Origin of the sequence: Pelagibacterium lacus (genome assembly GCF_003345525.1) — a bacterium.
Taxonomy (GTDB): domain Bacteria; phylum Pseudomonadota; class Alphaproteobacteria; order Rhizobiales; family Devosiaceae; genus Pelagibacterium; species Pelagibacterium lacus.
Genome location: NZ_QQNH01000001.1, coordinates 184,088 through 201,309 on the forward strand (window position 1 = coordinate 184,088; position 17,222 = coordinate 201,309).

General features: G+C 66.7%; 22 protein-coding genes and 2 tRNA genes. 14 read left to right on the forward strand and 10 right to left on the reverse strand.

Annotated elements, in window-relative coordinates; all coding sequences use genetic code 11:
- Positions 1-262: 262 nt before the first annotated feature.
- A tRNA-Gln gene (locus tag DVH29_RS00905) sits at positions 263-337 on the reverse strand.
- Positions 338-474: 137 nt separating this feature from the next.
- Here DVH29_RS00905 and DVH29_RS00910 point away from each other — a divergent pair.
- A tRNA-Pro gene (locus tag DVH29_RS00910) sits at positions 475-551 on the forward strand.
- A gap of 68 nt (positions 552-619) precedes the next feature.
- Here DVH29_RS00910 and aqpZ read toward each other — a convergent pair.
- On the reverse strand, positions 620-1,363 hold the full coding sequence (gene aqpZ, locus DVH29_RS00915; RefSeq protein WP_439331599.1) for an aquaporin Z: 744 nt from the start codon (positions 1,361-1,363) through the stop codon (positions 620-622).
- 243 nt (positions 1,364-1,606) lie between these two features.
- Between aqpZ and DVH29_RS00920 the strand changes: the two genes are divergently transcribed.
- From DVH29_RS00920 to DVH29_RS00930, 3 genes are all read left to right on the forward strand, one after another.
- Complete coding sequence (locus DVH29_RS00920) at positions 1,607-2,017, forward strand: hypothetical protein (protein WP_114644263.1); 411 nt, start codon at positions 1,607-1,609, stop codon at positions 2,015-2,017.
- A 166-nt stretch (positions 2,018-2,183) separates the two neighbouring features.
- Entirely contained in the window at positions 2,184-3,320 is a 1,137-nt protein-coding gene (locus DVH29_RS00925; RefSeq protein WP_114644264.1) for an FUSC family protein, read from the forward strand.
- An 83-nt stretch (positions 3,321-3,403) separates the two neighbouring features.
- Positions 3,404-4,339: an ABC transporter substrate-binding protein gene (locus tag DVH29_RS00930; protein ID WP_114644265.1), complete on the forward strand. Its 936-nt coding sequence runs from the start codon at positions 3,404-3,406 to the stop codon at positions 4,337-4,339.
- Between the two features lie 46 nt (positions 4,340-4,385).
- Here DVH29_RS00930 and DVH29_RS00935 read toward each other — a convergent pair whose 3' ends face one another.
- From DVH29_RS00935 to DVH29_RS00940, 3 genes are all read right to left on the reverse strand, one after another.
- Complete coding sequence (locus tag DVH29_RS00935) at positions 4,386-5,726, reverse strand: NAD(P)/FAD-dependent oxidoreductase (protein WP_114644266.1); 1,341 nt, start codon at positions 5,724-5,726, stop codon at positions 4,386-4,388.
- Positions 5,726-5,896: a hypothetical protein gene (locus DVH29_RS16320; protein WP_158541512.1), complete on the reverse strand. Its 171-nt coding sequence runs from the start codon at positions 5,894-5,896 to the stop codon at positions 5,726-5,728. The genes DVH29_RS00935 and DVH29_RS16320 overlap by 1 nt, the downstream gene beginning before the upstream one ends.
- Before the next feature lie 111 nt (positions 5,897-6,007).
- Positions 6,008-6,619, reverse strand: a complete 612-nt coding sequence (locus DVH29_RS00940; RefSeq protein WP_114644267.1) for a biotin transporter BioY — start codon at positions 6,617-6,619, stop codon at positions 6,008-6,010.
- A gap of 73 nt (positions 6,620-6,692) precedes the next feature.
- Between DVH29_RS00940 and DVH29_RS00945 the strand changes: the two genes are divergently transcribed.
- The gene (locus DVH29_RS00945) at positions 6,693-7,610 is read left to right on the forward strand and encodes an MBL fold metallo-hydrolase (protein WP_114644268.1); all 918 of its coding nucleotides are present in this window, start codon (positions 6,693-6,695) and stop codon (positions 7,608-7,610) included.
- Here DVH29_RS00945 and DVH29_RS00950 read toward each other — a convergent pair.
- Together DVH29_RS00950 and pdxH are read right to left on the reverse strand one after the other, a co-directional pair.
- Complete coding sequence (locus DVH29_RS00950; protein WP_114644269.1) at positions 7,581-8,393, reverse strand: DUF1499 domain-containing protein; 813 nt, start codon at positions 8,391-8,393, stop codon at positions 7,581-7,583. The genes DVH29_RS00945 and DVH29_RS00950 overlap by 30 nt on opposite strands.
- A 3-nt stretch (positions 8,394-8,396) precedes the next feature.
- A complete protein-coding gene (gene pdxH, locus DVH29_RS00955) occupies positions 8,397-9,035 on the reverse strand; it encodes a pyridoxamine 5'-phosphate oxidase (RefSeq protein WP_114644270.1) in 639 nt (212 codons plus the stop codon).
- Between the two features lie 152 nt (positions 9,036-9,187).
- Here pdxH and DVH29_RS00960 point away from each other — a divergent pair, with 152 nt between their 5' ends.
- From DVH29_RS00960 to DVH29_RS00970, 3 genes are read left to right on the forward strand one after another with little or no spacing between them, the layout of a single operon-like run.
- Positions 9,188-10,162 (forward strand): DnaJ C-terminal domain-containing protein, encoded by a 975-nt coding sequence (locus DVH29_RS00960; protein WP_114644271.1) that lies wholly within the window; start codon positions 9,188-9,190, stop codon positions 10,160-10,162.
- Positions 10,163-10,222: 60 nt separating this feature from the next.
- Positions 10,223-10,519: a type II toxin-antitoxin system RelE/ParE family toxin gene (locus DVH29_RS00965; RefSeq protein ID WP_245944837.1), complete on the forward strand. Its 297-nt coding sequence runs from the start codon at positions 10,223-10,225 to the stop codon at positions 10,517-10,519.
- A complete protein-coding gene (locus tag DVH29_RS00970) occupies positions 10,516-10,803 on the forward strand; it encodes a helix-turn-helix domain-containing protein (RefSeq protein ID WP_114644273.1) in 288 nt (95 codons plus the stop codon). Before DVH29_RS00965 ends, DVH29_RS00970 begins: the two co-directional genes overlap by 4 nt.
- Here DVH29_RS00970 and DVH29_RS00975 read toward each other — a convergent pair.
- Positions 10,791-11,156 (reverse strand): nuclear transport factor 2 family protein, encoded by a 366-nt coding sequence (locus tag DVH29_RS00975; RefSeq protein WP_114644274.1) that lies wholly within the window; start codon positions 11,154-11,156, stop codon positions 10,791-10,793. The genes DVH29_RS00970 and DVH29_RS00975 overlap by 13 nt on opposite strands.
- Positions 11,149-12,096, reverse strand: a complete 948-nt coding sequence (locus tag DVH29_RS00980) for an L-threonylcarbamoyladenylate synthase (RefSeq protein WP_114644275.1) — start codon at positions 12,094-12,096, stop codon at positions 11,149-11,151. The genes DVH29_RS00975 and DVH29_RS00980 overlap by 8 nt, the downstream gene beginning before the upstream one ends.
- Positions 12,097-12,156: 60 nt before the next feature.
- Between DVH29_RS00980 and DVH29_RS00985 the strand changes: the two genes are divergently transcribed.
- From DVH29_RS00985 to DVH29_RS01010, 6 genes are all read left to right on the forward strand, one after another.
- Positions 12,157-13,119 carry a histone deacetylase family protein gene (locus DVH29_RS00985; protein WP_114644276.1) on the forward strand — a complete coding sequence of 321 codons (963 nt, stop codon included), beginning with the start codon at positions 12,157-12,159 and terminating at the stop codon, positions 13,117-13,119.
- Entirely contained in the window at positions 13,116-13,355 is a 240-nt protein-coding gene (locus tag DVH29_RS00990; protein ID WP_114644277.1) for an exodeoxyribonuclease VII small subunit, read from the forward strand. Before DVH29_RS00985 ends, DVH29_RS00990 begins: the two co-directional genes overlap by 4 nt.
- A gap of 12 nt (positions 13,356-13,367) precedes the next feature.
- Positions 13,368-13,955: an SCO family protein gene (locus DVH29_RS00995; protein ID WP_147275969.1), complete on the forward strand. Its 588-nt coding sequence runs from the start codon at positions 13,368-13,370 to the stop codon at positions 13,953-13,955.
- Positions 13,952-14,689 (forward strand): TlyA family RNA methyltransferase, encoded by a 738-nt coding sequence (locus tag DVH29_RS01000; RefSeq protein ID WP_114644279.1) that lies wholly within the window; start codon positions 13,952-13,954, stop codon positions 14,687-14,689. Before DVH29_RS00995 ends, DVH29_RS01000 begins: the two co-directional genes overlap by 4 nt.
- Before the next feature lie 72 nt (positions 14,690-14,761).
- Complete coding sequence (locus DVH29_RS01005; protein WP_114644280.1) at positions 14,762-15,073, forward strand: hypothetical protein; 312 nt, start codon at positions 14,762-14,764, stop codon at positions 15,071-15,073.
- A 635-nt stretch (positions 15,074-15,708) separates the two neighbouring features.
- Positions 15,709-15,915: a hypothetical protein gene (locus DVH29_RS01010; RefSeq protein WP_114644281.1), complete on the forward strand. Its 207-nt coding sequence runs from the start codon at positions 15,709-15,711 to the stop codon at positions 15,913-15,915.
- 234 nt (positions 15,916-16,149) lie between these two features.
- Here DVH29_RS01010 and ribB read toward each other — a convergent pair whose 3' ends face one another.
- A complete protein-coding gene (ribB, locus tag DVH29_RS01015) occupies positions 16,150-17,217 on the reverse strand; it encodes a 3,4-dihydroxy-2-butanone-4-phosphate synthase (protein ID WP_114644394.1) in 1,068 nt (355 codons plus the stop codon).
- Positions 17,218-17,222 lie beyond the last annotated feature (5 nt).

A 17,222-nucleotide genomic window follows, 5' to 3' on the forward strand; every position in this document is an offset into this window, starting at 1 on the left:
AAGAGAATGATTGTTCGCTATAGTACTACTTTCATCCGCATGACGGGTCAAGCGCTTATTGAAACACGCGTTTTGTTGGGGAGAAGGCGCGCGGAAGCGCGGCTGCGGTGGGCCGGGAAAGCGCGCAGGCGTTGAGAGGAGATGGCGGGATAGAGCCGATTCACGGCCGGGAAAAAGCGGCCGCAGGGACGCGCGAAAAACCCCGCTCCGGCCGTTTACGGGGCCGCGCGGCGGGGAGGTTTTTCAGCTCGGGAATGAGGATTGGCTGGGGCGGCAGGATTCGAACCTGCGAATGTCGATACCAAAAACCGATGCCTTACCACTTGGCGACGCCCCAAGGCGGATTGGTTCCTACACTGTTTGCCCCCAGGCCGCAACCGTTCTGAAATGGCTTGAACAGGGCCGAGAGCCTCTGTATAACGCCCCGCATCGGCCGTGAGGTCTCGTCGATTTCGAGGGCCGATGACAGCGTGACGGAGTATAGCGCAGCCTGGTAGCGCACCTCGTTCGGGACGAGGGGGTCGGGTGTTCGAATCACCCTACTCCGACCAATAAAACCGGGACCTTCGGGTCCCGGTTTTCTTTTACCCCGACAGCTTCCCCGACAGCGTTTTGCTCTTCAGGCCGGGCTGTCGCCCAGCGCGGCGTCGGTGCCCACGATATCTTCGGACGGTTCGGAGCTGACCCAGCGATAGGCCACCGCCCCGATGATGCCGCCCAGGATGGGGGCCAGCCAGAACAGCCACAATTGCGACAGCGCCCAGCCGCCCACGAACAGGGCCGGACCGGTGCTGCGGGCCGGATTGACCGAGGTGTTGGTCACCGGGATGGAGACCAGGTGGATCAGCGTCAGGGCCAGACCGATGGCCAGCGGCGCGAAGCCGGCCGGCGCCTTGCCATGGGTCGCCCCCATGATCACGAACAGGAACACCGCCGTCATCACCAGCTCCATGGCGAAGGCCGATACGAGGCTGTATCCGCCGGGGCTGTGCGCATCATAGCCATTGGCGGCAAAGCCGCCGGCGGTGGAAAAATCAGGCCCGCCGCTGGCGATGACATAGAGCAGCCCCGCCGCGACGACGCCGCCCACCACCTGGGCGATGACATAGGGCACGATCTGATTGGCCGGGAAGCGCCCGCCGGCATAGAGCCCGATGGTTACGGCCGGATTGAGATGGCAGCCCGACACATGGCCGATGGCGTAGGCCATGGTGACCACGGTGAGCCCGAAGGCCAGCGCCACCCCCAAAAGCCCGATGCCGACATCGGGAAACCCGGCGGCCAATACAGCAGCGCCGCAGCCGGCGAATGTAAGCCAGAACGTGCCGATGCCCTCGGCGATATATTTAAGAAAAGAAATCATGGTCCCCCTCCAGTGCAATGGGGGAACGTTACTCCAAGCGCGAAAGATTCGCCAGACGGATACTTGTTGCACCCATGGAAACACGGAGTAGAGGCGCGCGCCTCAATTCTTGCCGCCACCCGGGCGGCGGGTTGGCGGGCCATGGCGCAGCGTCCCCCACGGTCGGCGGCAAGTTGCAGATAGGCTCTATTCAACAGCCGTGAATAGGAATATTTTGCAGCCCTTCAGATAAGGAGAACTCGAATGCCTCGTGTATCTCATCTTTTCTTTAGAGCCGCCATTCTGTTCCTCATCGTCGGCATCGGCATCGGGATCAGCATGTCGATTTCGGGCAATCACAACGTCATGGGCGCCCACGCGCATATGAACCTGCTCGGCTGGGTCACCAGCGCCATTTTCGGCGGGTATTACGCCCTCAACCCCGGCAAGGCCGAAGGCTGGGTGCCGCTGACCCATTTCGCCGTCTATACGGTGGGCGTGCTGCTGATGGTGGTGAGCCTCTATTTCCTCCTGGCGGGCAATCCGGCCATGGAGCCCCTGGTGGCCGCCGGATCGATCATCACCTTTGTCGGCGTCCTGATCTTCGCCGTGGTGGTGTTCGGCCCCTCGCACGACCGGGCCGGCATCGGCCGCTTCCGGGCCCCGGCCGAATAGGCGAGGCCCGAAACAGCCCCAAAGGCAGGGGGACGGGCGCATCGCCCCGCCCGCCGCCCCCGCGCGGATTTGTGTTGCCCGGCAGGCGCGCTGGCGGCTTGCGGGACGGTGCTTTGCGGGGCATGTTCGGCCCTGAGAACGCCCCCGTATCAGAAGATTCCGACGCATGAACGACCCCGAGCCCCCGCAGCACCAGCCGGCACAGGATCATGGCACGAGCCGGCTCGGCACGGCCCGGCGGCTGCTGCATCCGGTGCAGATTCGCGACAGCCTGGAGTTCACCCGCCAGCCGACGCTGCGCAACTCGGCCTTGGCCGGGCTCCAGGCCGCCATGACGGCGGCCATCGCGCTCCCGCTGGTCTACCTTTCGCCCTGGGCCGACCTGATCGGGTTCGCCGCACTGGGAGCGCTGGTCGCCCTGTTCGGACGCTTCGCGCCGGAGCGGCAGCGCAACCGCATCGTGCTGCACTGCGCCCTGCTGCAGACGCTGGCTGTGCTCGTTATGTCGCTGATCGCCTTTATGGGCACGCCGATCGAAATCCAGCTCGTTATCCTGGCGATCAGCTGCGGCGTGTTCTTCCTCGCCTCGGTGAGCCGGGGGTTCGGGGCGCCCGGCGCGCTGATCTTCGTCTTTGCCGCCGGGGCCTCGATGGATGCGGCGTCCTCGCTGGCCGGGGTGTTCGAGCGGACCGCGGCGACGGCGATCGTCGCCGCCCTCGCCTGGGCGATATGCGCGGCCACCGAACCGCTGCGGCACCGGGCGACCGCCGACATGCCGGCCCCGGACGGCACCACCCGCCCCCTCAGCCAGGGGCTGGCCGCTGCCGGGCGCATAATCGTGGGCGCGGCGGTGGCGGTGTTCGTCAGCCATGCGCTGGGGGCCGACCACCCGGCCTGGGCGGCCATGGGCTCGGTGGCGGTGATGCAGGGCGCGCATCTCCATATCAGCATGAACCGCGCCCTGCAGCGCATGATGGGCACGGTGGTGGGCGCCCTGCTCGCCTGGCTGCTGCTCACCTATGCGCCCTCGATCTGGACGCTGATCGCGATTCTGGTGGTGATGCAGTTCGCGACCGAATTGATCATCGGCGCCAATTACGGGCTGGGCCAGATCCTCGTCACCCCCATGGCGCTGCTGATGAGCCATCTGGCCTCCCCCGCCGCGACCGGCGCCGCGCTGGCGCTCGAACGGGTGATCGACACGGCGCTGGGGGCGTCGAGCGGCATCATTCTCGCCATCATCTTCTCGACCCTCAAGGATCGGCGCGACCTGGCCGAGCGGCACGCCAGACGGGGCCCCTGAGCCGGCGCATTTCCGCGCTTGTCCGTCGCGTGGGCGCCTATTAATATGAGCGAATAAATCATATTAATAGCTGGAGGTTTTCGATGGTTTTTACGCGCAATTGGGCAAGGCTGGCCGGGGGTGCCGCCTTGTGCCTCACGCTTTCGGCGGCCCCGGTCATGGCGCAGATCGCCCGGACGGTCGCGGTCACGGCGGAGGGTCGGGTGGTCGAGCACGCGCTGGGAGAGACCGAAATCCCGCTGGCGCCGGAAAAGATCGTGACCCTGCACAATGTGTTCGCCGAGGCGCTCATCGTCATGGGGCTTTCCCCGATCGGCTCGGTGGACCGGCCCTCGGGCCTGCCGCAGCAATTGGTGGACTCGCTGGCCGGCACCACATCGGTGGGGCTGCATTCCGACCCCAATTTCGAGATGGTGCTGTCGCTCGATCCCGAACTGATCCTCGCCCAGGAGAGCCAGCAGGGGGACAATTACGAGCGGCTGAGCGCCATCGCGCCCACGCTGCTGCTCAACGAGCCCGACGCGGAATGGCGCGAATGGTATGAGGGGCTGGGCGAGGCGCTGGGCCGCAGCGCGCAGGTGGAGGCGGCCATCGCCGCCTATGACGACCGGGCGGCGGCGACCAAGGCGGCGCTCGCCGAGGCGCGCGGCGACGAAACGGTGCTGCTGCTGCGGGTGCGCGAAAAGGACATCCGCGTCTATGGCGGCGCGCGGCGGTCGGGCCCGGTGCTCTATGACGATCTGGGGCTGAACCCGCACGAAATGGTGCCGCTCGACGCCGACCATACGGAAATCTCGCCCGAGAACATCCCCTGGCTGCTGGCCGACCATATCTTCGTGATGATCGAGGACGCCGACCGCATGGACTCCATCCGGCAATCGGACCTGTGGCAGAGACTGCCGGCGGTGCAGAATGGGCAGGTCTATCCCGTCGATATCGAGCCCTGGAACCAATCGGTCGGCCCGATCAGCTTCTCGGCGATCATCGACGACGTGGAAGCGGCCCTGCTGGCTGATTGAGAGGAAAGAGGGACAATAAAGGCGCGGAGAAAATCCGCGCCCTTTTTTATGTAGACTCCTCCAGCGCATTTACGGTCTTGTCGAGCTCGCGGTCGATGGCCCGGGGGCTGTCGAGGTCGGTGGTGGCGGCCTGGTCGGGGCCGGTGATCAGGCGGGAACCCTTGGCATAGGTGATCCAGTGCCAGAACCAGTTGAACAGCACCGTGACCCGGTTACGGAAGCCCACCAGATAAGTGATGTGCACACCGCCCCACACCATCCAGGCGACGAAGCCGGTCAGTTGCAGCCGGCCGAAGCTGGCGACGGCTGACGACCGGCCGATGGTGGCCATGGTGCCCCAGTCGCGATAGCGGAACGGGGCCTGCGCCGGCTTGCCGGCGCGCCGGAGGATGATGGCGCGGGCCGCATAGGCGCCCTGCTGCTTGGCGACCGGGGCGAGGGCCGGCAGAGGCTTGCCCTCCGCGTCGCGCGCCGTGGCCGCATCGCCGATGACGAAGACGTTTGCCAGCCCCGACACGGTGAGATCGGGGCCGACCGCCACGGTGCCGTTCTTTTCCGTGTCGACCCCGAGCCAACGGCCCACCGCCGTTGCCTCGACCCCGGCGCACCAGAAGATATTGGAGGTTTCGATGACGGACTCCCCCGCCCGCAGCCCGGTCGCGTCGATCTCCTCGACCGGCGCCCCGGTGCGCACATCGACGCCCAGATGCTCGAGCTGGCGGCGGGCATAGCGGCACAACCGGTCGGGATAGGCGCCCAGCACCGTGTCGGACGCCTCGATGAGGATGACGCGGGCGGCGCGGGGATCGATATTGGTGAAATCGCGGGCGAGGGTCGCGCGGGACAATTCGGCCAGGGCGCCGGCCATCTCCACCCCGGTGGGCCCGCCGCCGACGATGACGAAGGTCATCAGCCGGTCGCGCAGGGCAGGATCGCTGGTGGTCTCGGCGCGCTCGAAGGCGAGGAGCACCCGGCGGCGGATGTTGAGGGCATCGTCGAGGGATTTGAGCGCCGGGGCGTTGTGGGCCCATTGGCGCTCATGGCCGAAATAGGTGAATTTCGATCCCGGGGCGAGGATGAGGTCGGAATAGGCGACGCTGTCCCCGCCAACGGTGTGGACGCTCTGGGCCGCCGTGTCGATGGATTCGACCTCTTCCATCAGGATCTCGATGGACCGGCCCCGTCCCGGCGAGAGCACCGAGCGGATGGGCACGGCGATCTCGGCCGGCGAGAGCACGGCGGACGCCACCTGATAGAGGAGCGGCTGGAACAGGTGGTGGTTCTTCTTGTCGATCAGGGTGAAGGGCACGCCGGCGACCGCGAGCTTGCGCGCCGCGCTGAGCCCGCCAAAGCCGGCACCGACGATGACGACGCGCCTGGGGTCCATCAGCGGGGATTCTGGTCCTTGTGGTACATATCCCGCGTGCCGCGTTCGGCGGCGTCCTTCTGGCGGCGCGTCGCCTGGGACGATTTTATGGCGCCATAGGCGATGACGATGCCAAGGATGATGGCGCCGCCAAGCACCGCAAACAGCCAGGCATAGGGGGAGACTTCCATTTTCGCTTCTCCTTCCGTCTCAGGAAGGAACGCGATGGCCGCCCAGGGGTTGCACGCAAAAAAGCCGGCCCCGAGGGACCGGCCTTGAAATTCAGCGGCGTGACGCCGGGCCTATTTGCCGCGCGACAGCAGCGCCCAGCCCGACACCACGGTGAGGGCGGCGAAGGCCATCTTGACGAGATCCCAGACGACGAAGGGCTGCACAGCGCCCCGGAAGGCGGAGACCACGGGGTTGGACGGATCGATCCAGGCGGCCTGGCCCGAAAGCGCCAGGAGCCAGACAAAGCCGGCGGCCAGACCGAACATGGCCGCGCCGGCCATCACGGCGAACAGCGGCAGCACCTTGCGCGACAGGCCCTTGTCGGCGGCGTAGCCGATGATGAAGGCCATGGGCAGCCAGGAGAGGATAAAGCCGCCGGTGGGGCCCATCAGATAGGCCGGGCCGGCGCCAATCCCGGCAAAGACCGGCAGGCCGGCAAGGCCCTGGGCGAGATAGAGCGCGACGGTGGCCACGCCCATGCGCGCGCCGAGCGCGCCGGCGAGGGCCGCGACGGCCATGGTCTGCAGGGTGACGGGGACCGGCCAGGTGGGCACGTTGATCTTGGCGGAAAGGGTCAGCAGGATCGAACCCAGGAACGCGACGGCGATCGCCGTCACTACGCGGGCTGTCTGCGACTTGGGCTGATAGAGACCCAGAAGCGTATTGGAAGTGGCGAAACTCATGGCCAGAACTCGTCCCTTTGCGTTAAAGCCGAAGCAGGTTCTCCGTTTTTAGCCATACACAAGGCGCCGCGCAATGCCCGCATCGAACCAGACGCCCGTCTATTCGAAAGACTTCGACCCGCAGACCGGCCGGCCCGTCCCGCTGGGGCCGGGCCTCGCGCGGGTGACCGCCCCCAATGCGAGCCCCTATACCTTCACCGGCACCAATAGCTATCTGATCGGCGAACGGGCCGTGGCCGTGCTCGATCCGGGACCCGACGATTCGGCGCATCTCGAGGCGCTGCTGGCGGCGATCGGGGGGCGCGAGGTGCTGGCCGTGCTCCTCACCCACACCCATCGCGACCATTGCGGGCTGGCGCGCCGGTTGATGGCGCGGACGGGCGCGTCCCTGTGGTCGGGCGGGCCGCACCGGCTGTCGCGCCCGCTCAAGCCCTTCGAGATCAACCCTTTCCGGCGGGCCGGGGATTTTCGCCTCAAGCCCGACCGGCGGCTGGAGGACGGCGAAGCGCTCGAGATCGACGGGGTGGCGCTCAGGGTGGTGGCGACGCCGGGCCATTGCGCCAACCACCTGGCCTTCGCCCTCCCCGAGCATGACGCTGTGCTGGTGGGGGACCATGTGATGGGGTGGAATTCCACGGTGATCGCCACGCCGGACGGCGATCTGGGCGCCTATCTGCGCTCGCTCGAGCGGCTGATCGCGCTGGAGCAGCGGGTCTATCACAGCGGGCATGGGGGGCCGCTCGCCGACGGGCCGGCCTTCGCGCGCGCCCTCAAGAGCCACAGGCTGATGCGCAACGGGCAATTGCTCGACGTGGTGGGCCGGGGACCGATCAGCCTTGCGGCGGCGGTGGCGCAGGTCTATCCGGGCCTCGGCGGACGCTTGCGGCTGGCGGCGCAGCGGACGCTGTTGTCCCATGCCGAGTATCTCCAATCGGAGGGTCGGCTGCGGATCAGCCGCGGCCTATTGGGCCTGCGGCTCCTCCCCCGATGAGCCGGGCACCGCGATGGGTTCGTCATCGGCCATGGCGAGATTATCGCGGATATAGGCGTTGACCCTGTCGTCCAGCGCCAAGAGGAAAGCCTCGATGGCGCGGCCATTGTCGCCCAGATCGTGATAGACGGGCCCGAGCGAGGCCGAGCGCAGGTCGATCTGCGCCCCCATGGGACTGGCGGCGACGCGGAAGGCGATCTCGTTCTCCCAGCCCAGCAGCGAGCGGCGCAGGGCGTTGACGGTCACCCGGTTGTCGACCTGGGAGGGTTCGGCGATCCCCAGCACGGTCCAGCCATTGGCGCGCAGGAGATCCTGGGCCAACACGAACAGGGCTTCGGGCGGGATCTGGTAGATGCGGGTGATGAGGTTGGGGAAGGACTGGAGGATCGATTCCGGATCGATCTGCGGCGCGTCGGGCGCGGCCATGACCAGCCGGGGCGGATCGTCGACGGCCGTGGTGACATCGGCGGAGGATGGATAGAGCCGGGCGAAGGCCAGGGCGGCGAGGGCCGGGCCGAGGCAGACAAGACCGAGGAACACCCCGACGCTGGCCGGGCCCCAGCCCTTGTCGCCGGAAACCCACAGGGTGACATAGGCGGCCACCCCGAGCGCGAAGGCAAGCGCGCCGATGGCGGTGCCGATGACCAGGGCGATCTCGAACACCGGTGAGGCGATCTGGCCGAACATGTGCAGGCCGGTCGAAACCAGCAGCACGGCAAAGCCGAACAGGGCGAGGCGGCGCCCCCAGATGGCCAGCCGGGATGTGCGGACGAGGATGCGCATCGTTTACGGATAGAGCCTCTGGCGCGACCAGCCTGCATCGCTATCGGCGCGCGAGAACAGCACGCGGTCGTGCAGGCGGAAGGCGCCGTCCTTCCAGAATTCGATGGCCAGCGGCCGGATGCGGAACCCCGACCAATGGGGCGGGCGCGGCACCTCGGCCTCGCCATGGTGCGCGCGCTCGCTTTCGAGGCGGTCGACCAGATGCTGGCGGTTTTCGAGCGGGCGCGATTGCTGCGAGGCATGGGCGCCGAGGCGGGAATCGCGGGGCCTCGTGGCGAAATAGGCATCGGCCTCGGCGTCGGACACGGTCTCGACCGGGCCGCGCACCCGCACCTGCCGCCGGAGGCTCTTCCAGTGAAACAGCAGCGCGGCGCGCGGATGGGCCAGCAATTGCCGGCCTTTGGCCGACTCGAAATTGGTGAAGAACACGAAGCCGCGGGCGTCGAACCCGTTGAGCAGAACCATGCGCAGATCGGGCAGGCCCTCCGCATCGACGCTCGCCACCGCCATGGCGTTGGGATCGTTGATCTCGCTCTCGCGCGCCTCGGCCAGCCAGAGCGGGAACAGCGCCATGGGATCGATCTCGCCATGAAAGCCGTCATCGAACAGCAATTCGGTCGAAGGTGCGGTGTGGGCGGCCATGTCATCCCCTTCTGGACATTGGAGAAGTCCGTCGCCATATAGAACGCAAAGCTGCGACGCCGCAACGGCGACGCAAATCGTTGAGACGAGAAAGGGTGAGGCGCTTCCGGACGGTGGACCGGCGGGGGCGCCCTTTGAGGTGAACCGAGCGCATGCGCGATCCGTATTCCGTATTGGGGGTGCCCAAAAGCGCCAGCGACAAGGAGATCAAGGCCGCCTATCGCAAGCTGGCCAAATCGCTGCATCCCGACCAGAACCCGACCGACAAGGACGCCCACGCCAAATTCGCCGAGGCGACGGCGGCCTATGACCTGTTGTCGGACAAGACCAAGCGCGGACAATATGACCGCGGCGAGATCGACGCCGAGGGTAATCCCAAATTCGCCGGCTTCGGCGGGTTCGATCCCTCGGGCGCCCGGGGCGGCCCGCGCGGCGGCGCGGGGGCGGCCGGAGGTTTTAGCGCCGAGGATATCCTCAAGGAATTCATGAGCGGGTTCGGCGGGGCGCGCCGTTCGGCGGGCGGCAATCCGTTCGGCGGCGGCGGCGCAGCGGGCGCCGGTGCCGGCGGGGCGAGTTGGGACCCTTTTTCCGGCAGCACGACCGGAGGGGCCGGCATCAAGGGCGAGGACGTGGTCGTCAATCTCGCCGTGTCGCTCGAAGACGCCCAGAAGGGCGGATCGGTTCCGGTGACGCTGCCTTCGGGCAAGACGGTTTCGGTCAAGCTCCCCTCCCCGATCGAGGAAGGCCAGCAGGTACGCCTGCGCGGACAGGGCCGGCCCTCGCCCATGGGCGGGCAGCCTGGCGATGCGCTGGTGACCATCCGGTTTGCCAGGCACAAGCAATTCCGCAAGGACGGCAACGACCTGCGGGTCGACGTGCCGATCACGCTCTATGAGGCGGTGCTGGGCGCCAAGGTGCGCGTGCCGACCCTCGACGGCGCGGTGGAACTGAACCTGCCGCCGGGGCCCGACACCGCCAAGGCCATGCGGCTCAAGGGCAAGGGGTTGTTCGGCAAGGGCGACCTCTATGTCAACCTGCGCGTGGTGCTGCCCAAGGGCGGCGACCCCGACCTCGAAAGCCTGATGCGCTTCTGGCGCGACCAGAAGCCGTATACGGTGCGGGATTGATAAAAATCGCATATACGCTATATTGCGTAAATGCGATGGACGGTCGAAACGCTGGGTCAGGTGGTCGATAACGAAATCGACGCACTACCGCCACGTCTGCAGGCGCGTTTGATCCGCCTGCTTGAAGCCGTGGAGTCGATCGGACTGGACAAGCTCGGCGCGCCGCATGTCAAGCACATCGACGGCAAGCTGTGGGAATTGCGCGCCAAGGCAGCGGAAGGGATTGCAAGAGGACTTTACGTCACGATGTCCGGCCGCCGGGTTATCGTACTCCATGTGTTCGTCAAGAAATCCCAAAGAACGCCGAAAACGGCGCTGGAAATTGCACGCAACAGGATGAAACAGATTTTGCCATGACCAAGCTCTCCGAATTGAAACAACGCCTGATGGGCGATCCGGTGTTTCGGGTAGAATATGAGAAGGCCGACGCCGAGTTTGCGGTTGTTGAGGCGCTGGTCAGGGCGCGTATGCGCGCGAAACTGACGCAAGCCGAACTGGCAAGCCGGATCGGCACAACCCAATCGGCCATCGCCCGGCTCGAAGGCGGCAATGTCTCGCCGTCCATCGCAACATTGCAGCGCTATGCCAAGGCAACGGGCGCGAGGCTCAAGATCGAACTTGAGGCGCTTCAGGATCGATAGAGGCGGAAGGCGGCGATGCTGTCCGCCTTTGTGGTTCTGAAGGCGAGGACGAAGCAGAAGCCGATGCGGGTCTTGCCCGTAGTCAGCGTGCCGTTGACGGCACCGGTGCGGCCATGGGTGATGGCGTGATGGATGGTCACGGCATCGGGCCTGCCCAGCATGTCGGAGAGCGCCCCAAGGGCGGCTTCCCGGCCATGGATTTCTTCATCGCCTGAAACAATGGCAACGCAATCGGGGATGAGCCAGTCGGCGAGCTGTTCGGCGTCGGCCGTGACGAGGGCGATGGCGACCTGTTCGGCAAAGGCATTTTTGGGGGAATTGCCGCATGCGCCGCTGAGCGTGACGCTAGTCATGGGGGGCCGCGGCGCGGATAAGGCGGTCGTTGATGGCTTCGCCCAGCCCGGTGGCCGGGATGGGGGCGACGGCGATGCGGCCGGCCCCGGACGCATCGAGCCGCGCGAGGAAGGGAAAGAGATTGCGGGCCGCTTCGGCGAGATCGCGCCCAGGCGACAGGTTGAGCATGGGACCACCGGTGCGGGGCTCGGGGCCGAAGGCCAGATAGGCTTCGCCGGGCTCGGGGGCCGGGGCATCGAGGCGCAGGGACGCGCCGGGGGCGTAATGGCTCTTGAGCATGCCCGGCGAGGCGATGGCGGCATCGGCCGAGGCGATGGGCACGGGCTGCCCGAGCAGCGCCTCGATCTCCTCGCGCGGCAAGGCGCCGGCCCGGAGCTGGACGACCCTTTCGCCATCGATGGCGAGGATGGTCGATTCGAGGCCGCTGGCGCAGGGGCCGCCATCGAGCACCGGGACGGTATCGGCGAAGGCGTCGCGCACATGGCTGGCCATCGTGGGCGAGAGCTTGCCGGAAGGATTGGCCGAGGGCGCGGCGATCGGCTTGCCGACCGCTTCGATGAGCGCCCTTGCCGTGGCATGGCCGGGGACGCGCAGGGCTACGGTCTCCAACCCCGCCGTCACGAGGTCGGAAAGGCCGGCGCCGGGGGTGAGCGGGACGACCAGGGTCAGCGGGCCGGGCCAGAAGGCTTGGGCGAGCCGGAGAGCCAGAGGGGAGAAGACCCCATAGCGCCGGGCCATGGCCAGATCGGCGCAATGGGAGATCAGCGGATTGAAGCGCGGCCGGCCCTTGGTCTCGTAGATTTTCAGCACCGCGTCGGAATTGGTGGCATCGGCCCCCAGGCCGTAAACCGTTTCGGTGGCGAAGGCGCAGACGTCACCGGCGCGCAACAGGGCGGCGGCCTCGGCAAGGGTCTGGGGATGGCGGACGGGCGGTGTCATCGACGCTGTTTGACAAGCGTCCGGCGCCACGTCAAGAAGGGGCAATCAGCCGAGGCTTTCATGACGACCCTTCTGATCAGCCAAGCCAATGCCGACGCGCATCTCGTGCCGCAGGGCCATGCCGAGCGTCCCGAACGCATCGCCGCGGCGGAAAAGGCCCTGGCGCAGCCCCGTTTCGGCCGCCTCACCCGGGAGGTGGCGGCGCAAGGCGATCTCTCGCTGGCCGAGCTGGTGCACGCGCCCAGTGTCATGGACACCATCCGCAAGGTACGGCCGGCCGAGGGAATAGGCCAGATCGACGCCGATACCTTCGTTTCCGACCGGAGCCTCGAAGCAGCGGCCAGCGCGCTGGGCGGGGTGCTGCGCGGGCTGGAGGCGGTGGTGCTGGGCGAGGCGGACAATGCCTTCGTCCTCTCGCGCCCGCCGGGCCACCACGCCGAGCGCGGGCGCTCTATGGGGTTCTGCCTCGTCAACACCATCGCCATCGCGGCGCGGCAGGCGCAAAGGCTCTATGGCGCCGAGCGGGTGGCGATCGTCGATTTCGACGTGCATCACGGCAATGGCACCCAGGACATCTTCGAAGACGATCGCAGCATATTCTACGCCTCCAGCCACCAGATGCCGCTCTATCCCGGCACCGGCGCGCCGCATGAAACGGGGGTCGGCAATATCGTCAACGCCGCGCTGGCGGCGGGAAGCGGCGGGGACGCCATGCGGCAGGCCTATCGCGACACCATCCTGCCGGCGCTCGACAATTTCGCGCCCGACCTGATTCTGGTCTCGGCGGGGTTCGACGCCGAGCGGCGCGACCCCCTGGCGCAGCTGCAATGGGTGGGTTCGGACTTCGCATGGCTCACGGGAAAGTTGATGGACATCGCGGCCAAGCGCTGTTCAAACCGGATCGTCTCGATGCTCGAAGGCGGATACGATCTTGGCGGGCTTGCCTCGGGCGTGTCGGCGCATGTAGGCATGCTGCTCACCGGCGAGGCCGGACCCCATGACGACGAGGAAGGACAGCCATGACCGACATTGCCGAGATGAGCTTTGAAGCCGCGCTGGACGCGCTGGAAAAGATCGTGGCCCAGCTCGAAGGCGGCAAGGCGCCGTTGCAGGAATCCATCGCGATCTATGAGCGCGGCGAAGCGCTCAAGCGCCATTGCGAGGCCCTGCTCAAGCAGGCCGAGGCGCGGATCGAAAAGATCACCCTGGCCAAGGACGGCACACCGATGGGCGTCGAGCCGCTGGATCAACAGATATAAAGAAGTCGTGCCGTGCTGGCCAAAGTCCGTATCGTATTGTGGGCCCTGGTTTCCCTGGCGGCCATCTCGGCGACGGTGATCTATCTCACGCGGCCGTTCCAGCCCTCGGGCGCCATGTTCGGCGGCCCGTTCGAGATGGTCTCGACGGCCAATGCGGAGCCGTTCACCCAGGAGGACCTGGTCGGCACGCCGACCCTGATGTTCTTCGGCTATACCTATTGCCCGGACGTCTGCCCGACCACGCTGGCCGAGGCGACCGCATGGAAGCGGACGCTGGGGCTCGATGACGACGAATTGCGCATCGTCTTCGTCTCGGTGGACCCCGAGCGCGACACGCTGGACCATACGCGCGCCTATCTCTCCAATTTCGGGCCGGACGTGATGGGGCTGGTGGGCGACGAAGCCCAGACCGACCAGATCAAGCGCTCCTACGGGGTGTTTTCCGAACGGGTCGTGGCCGAGGGGACGACCGACTATCTGGTCAACCACACCGCCTCGGTGTTCCTCATCGATGACGAGGGCAAGTTCTTCGGCACCATCACCTGGGGCGAGGCCACGGCCACAGCGCTCGACAAGATCCGCCGCCTCATCGCCGCATGAGCCGGACGCGGCTCGACATCGCGCTCGAGCAGCGGGGGCTGGTGCCCTCGCGAGCGCGGGGCCGCGACGCGATCCTGCGCGGCACGGTGATGGTGAACGGCCAGACCGCGCGAAAACCCAATCAGCAGGTCGGCGAGGCCGACAGCATCACGCTCGACGATCCGGCGGCGGGCTATGTCTCGCGGGCGGCGCTGAAGCTGGTGGCCGGGCTCGATGCGGCGGGGTTCGACCCGCGCGGCAAGGCCTGCCTCGACCTGGGGGCTTCGACGGGCGGGTTCACCCAGGTGCTGGTGGAGCGCGGGGCCAGGACGGTCTATGCGGTCGATGTGGGGCATGGGCAGCTTCACCCCGATGTGGCGGCCATGGCCCCGGTGGTGTCGATGGAAGGGCGCAATGCCCGCGACCTCACGCCCGAGACGATCGGGGAGCCCATCGGGCTGATGGTGTCGGATGTGAGCTTCGTCTCGCTCACCAAGATCATCGACGCGCCAAGCCGGCTCTGCGCGCCGGGCGCCGAGGCGCTGCTGCTCATCAAGCCGCAATTCGAGGTGGGGCGCGACCATATCGGCAAGGGCGGCATCGTCCTGCCCGACGCGCCGGTCGCGGCGGCGGTGAGCGCGGTCATCGCGCATATGGGCGGGCTGGGCTGGGGGTTTCTCGGCCGCTGGGATTCCCCGGTTCGGGGCGGGGATGGAAACGCCGAAATCCTCGCAGCCTTCCGCAAAGCCCTCTAGCCTGCCCGCGGCGGCTCGGATAATGCTTGTGTCACTGCCGCAGCATGGCAGGTTTTGCGGAGGGACGCAGCCATGAACCGTATTGTCTTCGCCACCATTCTCGCCGCCGCCACGCTGGCAAGCGGACAGGCCAACGCCTATCTGGTCAAGGGCAATGTCACCTGCCCCGAGATCATGGAAGAGCACAACAACGAAACCTATCGGGCCATGAACCGCTGGTGGCTGCTAGGCTATATCACCGGCCGGAACTACGAACTGGACCTCGAGACCGGGCTAGATGTCGGCGAGGACGCCCTCTACAAGACGGCGTATCAGTTCTGCGCCGACAATCCGGACCTCACCTGGGACGATGCGGCCTATTTCCTCTACGATCAGATGCAATAGGCCGGTCAGGCCGGCTCAGCTTTCCCCCGGCACCGGGAGATCGGGCGGGGGCAGGATGCGCCGGCCGACGCCCTGCCCGTCAAAGGTCGAGAACAGATGCTCGGGGCGGCGCCCCAGGCTTTCGATTTCGGTCCGGCACCAGGGGCATCGGTGTGACGCCCGGGGAACCGGCCCATCGCACGCACCACAAATGCGCATCGCAGGCATATTCATCTCCCGGCTCCTGACGCGGGGTCGCGTGGAGCTCTTTGCTCGTTTTCGTGAAGGACAGGAATGGCCTTGGGCAAGGCGTCTCCCTGCCTTTTAACATCGGGTCCGATAACGGCAATTCAAGGGCCAAAAACCAGAGAAAACAGGACTTTATGTCTCATGCGACTTTGGGGTGAGCCCAAGGGAGGGGCCGCCATTGACTTGCGCCGGCATTCGGCCATGATAGGCTCATGATCACGCTCTTTCGGATTTGGCGAGCCCACGTTCGCACAAGACTTCTCATCGGCTGATTGCCTGGTTCGGCGACCTGCAACACGCAAGCGCCGGGCCAGGTGTGGTTTTCCCTCTTCCCCGAAAATCCCAGCGCTCCGGGCGCAGCGCCTTTGCGCGTCCGCCCCGGCCTGATGAGAAATGCGAGCATTGCCATGACGTTCCGATATGCCCTCACCCTGCCCGCCGCCGGCGCCAACAAGATCGCCCGCTTCAAGGCATGGTCCAAGGCGCACACGCCCGAGATGGCGTTCAGCCTGCCGCCGCAGGTGCCGGTGGAATCGACCTCCCTCACCGTGCGCCTGCGGTCGGTGGACGACCGGGTGGACCTGCAGAAGCGGTTTCCCGAAACCTTGCCGTAAGGGAGGCGCGGGAGACACAGCCATGAGCGCCAGCGGGCGGTGCCGCCTGATCGTGTGGCTGATCATCCTCGTGCTGCTCGGCGTGGGGCTGGTGGCCGATCACATGGTCAACGGCCCGCACACGCTGTGACGGTCAGCCCGCCGCCAGCCTAGAGCGCCTGATCTGATTGAATCAGATCAGGCGCTCTAGGTCCTTGTTTTGTCGCGTTTCCGAACCGGATAAGTGGTGCCCACTTATCCTGGAAACGCCCTAATGCCGAAAGCCTCGAGGCCCACATAGTGCCGCGAACGGGACGAGAGGGGCCGGATGGTCGACACGCCCAGATCGCGCAGGATCTGGGCCCCCAGCCCTACTTCCCGCCATTCGGCCTCGCGCGAGCGGGCCGAGCCGTGGTCCTCGCGCTCGCTCAGTGCCGCCTCGCGATCATAGGCGACCCCGGCGGTGCCTTCGCGCAGATAGACGAGGACACCCCCCGTCCCGGCCAATTGCCCGATCGCCTCGTTGAGCCCCGAGGCATCGCCGAACACGTCGGTGACGATGTCCTCGCGCTGCAGGCGCACCGGAACCGGCTGGCCGCCGCCAATTTCGCCGAACACCAGGGCCAGGTGCTGCACGCGGTCGAAGGGGGTGGAATAGGCATAGGCGATGGCCGGACCGGCAACGGTCGCGATGTCGAAGGTCGCCACGCGCTCGACCAGCTTTTCGCGCCGCTGGCGATAGGCGATGAGATCGGCCACCGACACCAAGGGGAGATCGTGGCGGGAGGCAAAATCGCTCACCTGCTGGCCGCGGGTCACGGTGCCGTCATCATTGACCAGCTCGCAGATCACCCCGACATCGGGCAGGTCGGCGAGCTTGCACAGATCGACGGCGGCCTCGGTATGGCCTGAGCGCATCAGCACCCCGCCGCGCCGGGCGATGAGGGGGAAAATGTGGCCGGGGCGGGAGAAATCCTCGGCGGCGACATTGGAATTGGTGAGGGCGCGCACGGTCGCCGTGCGGTCATCGGCGGAAATGCCGGTTGTGGTGCCGTGCTTGAAATCGATCGAGATGGTGAAAGCGGTCGAATGGGCGGAATCATTGACCGCGACCATGGGATCGAGATGGAGCTTTTGCGCGCGCTCGCCGGTGATCGGCGTGCAGACGATGCCCGAGGTGTGGCGGACGATGAAGGCCATCTGCTCGGAGGTGATGGTGGAGGCGGCGGCGATGATGTCGCCCTCCCCTTCCCGGTCGTGATCGTCGACGACCACAACCATGCCGCCGCGCTTCATGGCCGCAAGGGCCGCATCCACACGCATATCGG